Consider the following 2,968-nt stretch of genomic DNA (forward strand, 5'->3'; position numbering starts at 1 on the left):
ATAAGGGCGTGCAGGGCAATTTTTGGCGCCGAGCCATCGGCGAAAACATCTTTGCTGACATCGCCGACGAGGTTGAAGCCATAGGCGGTGAATGCGTTAACCAGGCTGGTTTTCAGTGCATCGCCAAAGCTACCCTCGCGGCCAAGCGCTTTGTTCAGCACCGCTGACGTGGTGTTCTGCAATGCCTGATTCGCGGCGAACTGACCCACGCCCTGCCAACTGCTCAACCCACCCGTGGAGTTAGCCACCGTGACGGCGCCCGAATTGGCCATCGCACCGTTGGTTGCCTCTGTCAGCGCAGGAGCAGGAGCAGTAGTTGTGTTAGTCCACTCGTTATAAAAACCGGCTGTAAGCCCTGCGGTTACGCCAGCAACTAGGTAGTTTTTCAGGCTGTCGGCGCTAAAGGTGTCTTTTAGCGCTGCACCTAGGTTGCCTTTGTTGTTGATAGTGCTGACGGTTGCGGTGCTGGCGGCGGAAGTGAGCATTGCCGTTGCGGCGACGTTGGCCCAGCCGGCCGCTGTTGCCCCCGTCGTCGTTGTGGCGGCGGTGGCTGCTGCGAACGCGGTGTTAGGCGCGGCACCCGCCACAGTACCGACAAAGCCAGACGCAGCCCCGGCGGTGAGATACGTGACGAGGATGATGATGACGATCATCGCCGGCCCACCAAGGCCGGAATGGCCGTCGTGCCATTTGTCGTGCAGCTCTTTGACCTGACGCCAGTCGACGTCGCCACGGGCTTCAACTTCTTTCAGCCAGGCCATACTCGGGTCGGCTTGCACCATGGCGTCGATGGACTGGCTGACGGTTTGCTGGTCGATCTGTTTGACGTCGATATGCAGCCCTTCGACGGCGTTGATCAGCACTTCGCCTTTGGCGGTCAGTTGGCTTTGGCGTAGGGTTTCGTCGACCTTGCCTTTGTTGTCCAGGCTGGTCCAAACCCAGCTGCTGCGGCTTTTTTCGTGGCTTTCCGAGTGTTGGTCTTTTACCGCTTCAAAGGTGATGGCGCCGCCACTGTCGAGGGTAAGGTCAGCACCGCTGTCGAGGGTGGCTTTGCGGTACAGCTGGTCGCCACCGCTTTCCAGAGTCAGGTCGCTGCCTGTGCTGATGGTGGTGCCGATGTTGCGCACGTCGGTAACTTCATCGCGCTTGGCTGACTGGCTGCCCCATGCGCCTTTTTTCTTTTTATCCAACAGGCTGTGGTCGCTGTTTTCGGCGCTAAGCAGGGCGAGTTGGTCGCCGGCGTAGAGGTAGGCTTCGTTGGCGGCTTTTAGCTGGCTGGCGCTAACGATCAGGTTGTTTTCTGCGCTTATAGAGAGGTCACCGCCAGCTTCGATTACGGCGCTTTGTTGGCGGGTGCTGCTGGTTTGCTCGGTGACTTTTTTGCCGGAGCTTTTGCGGTAGCTGTCGCTGCTGGTGGTGTTGGCGGCAGAGGCGATGGTGAGGTCGTTTTCTGCGGTGAGCTGGATATCGCCGGCGGCTTTTACGGTGCTGGCGACGATGGCCAGATCACTCCCAGCATCGGCGGTAAGGTTGCCGCCGACTTGCACGGAGGAACCGTGTTGGGTGGTTTGTTCGCGGTTGCTGTGGCCTTTGTCGTCGCGGTTGGCGGCGCTGTCGGTTTCGCTTTGGCTGGTGATGATTAGGTCGCGGGCTGCGCTGAGCTTGGCGTCATCACCCGCGCTGAGGTTGCCGCCGTTGTTGATCAGGTCGCGGCCTGCGGACAAGGTCAGGGTGTTGCTGGCTTCGATGCCGGCAGCGTTGTCGACGAAATCTTCGCGGCGCTGGAAGCCTTGTTTGGCGGATTGGTGGGTGTTGACGCTGCGTTCGTTGACGATCTCGCCGGTCAGGGAAATGGCGCTGACGTCTTTGCCGACGATCAAGCCGCCCTGGGTGTTGCGGATGCTGTCGGTGGCTAGCAGGGAGACGGTTTGATCGGCCTGCATCAAACCGCTGTTGCTGATGTTTCCAGCACTGACGCTTAGGTTTTTACTCGCTCGCAAGGTGCCGCTATTGTTTAGCCCTTTGCCGGAAATCAGGGTGACGTCTTGGCCCTGAACAAGCGCTCCGGTTGGGGCCAGTCGATCCTTGGCGTGGGCCAGATATAGCACCGGCACCAAGACCTTTTGCCCGGCAACTTCCTGCTCCTGCATCCAGACAATGTCGTGGGTTAGGGCGGCGATTTGTTCTGCGCTTAAGGCAACGCCAGGCACCAGGTTTAGCGCCTGTTTGCTGGCGATGGCGTTGTCCATCAGGTAACGGAATTGCGCTTCGTCGCTGGTCAGGCCATCAAGAAAGCGTTTGCCGGTGCGGGCGATTACGGCCTGTTGGACGAGGCGCTGCTCATACAAACCGTCGCCTAAGCGGCGTTGGGTTAAATCGGGGTTGTAGCCGATGATGTTGAGCAGGTAGTCGGAGCTGACGAACCCTCGCAGGCTGGCGAAGGCGGGGTTGGTTTCAACTAGGTAGTGATGGGTGCCATCGGTGTTGAGCTGGAATAGGCCGTTGTTGCTGGTGGGCAAGTTGAAGCCGGGCAACGTGGCTTGTTGCTGGAGGTCGGGAGCCAGTTGCGGGTTGTGGCTTACAGCGGTGGATATCGCTGAGCCGTTTAGGTCCGTCGTAGCCAAGCTGCCGCCAGCCACATAGGCATAGCTGGGGCGAACTACGCGGCTGTCGAAGATGTTTTTTGTGGCGATATCGACCTTGCCGCCCGCCTGGATAATCGCGCTATAGGTCTCACCATCAGCCTTGGTGGCGGTGCTGCTACGAAACTCCGGACGTTCCCATTCCATGCGGCCTAGGAAGTCGTTTAGGGCGACAACTAGGCCCAACGACGTTGTTTGCGGCCAGTACAGACCGTTAAAGGCGTTGGCAGCAGTGCGCAGTGACTCGGGGTTGCGGGTTCTGGCGCTGGTAAAGACCCGGCTGGTTTCATACTCGCCGGGCTGGATACCGGTGTTTTGCAGGTCGT

At 59.4% G+C, this 2,968-nt stretch carries 1 protein-coding gene; it reads right to left on the reverse strand.

The annotated features are described in order from the left end of the window. A partial coding sequence (locus tag AAAB16_RS03145; RefSeq protein WP_340662025.1) for a DUF637 domain-containing protein occupies window positions 1-2,968 on the reverse strand: 2,968 nt, incomplete at both ends.

The sequence above is a fragment of the Pseudomonas sp. genome, assembly GCF_037994325.1.
Taxonomy (GTDB): Bacteria; Pseudomonadota; Gammaproteobacteria; order Pseudomonadales; family Pseudomonadaceae; genus Aquipseudomonas.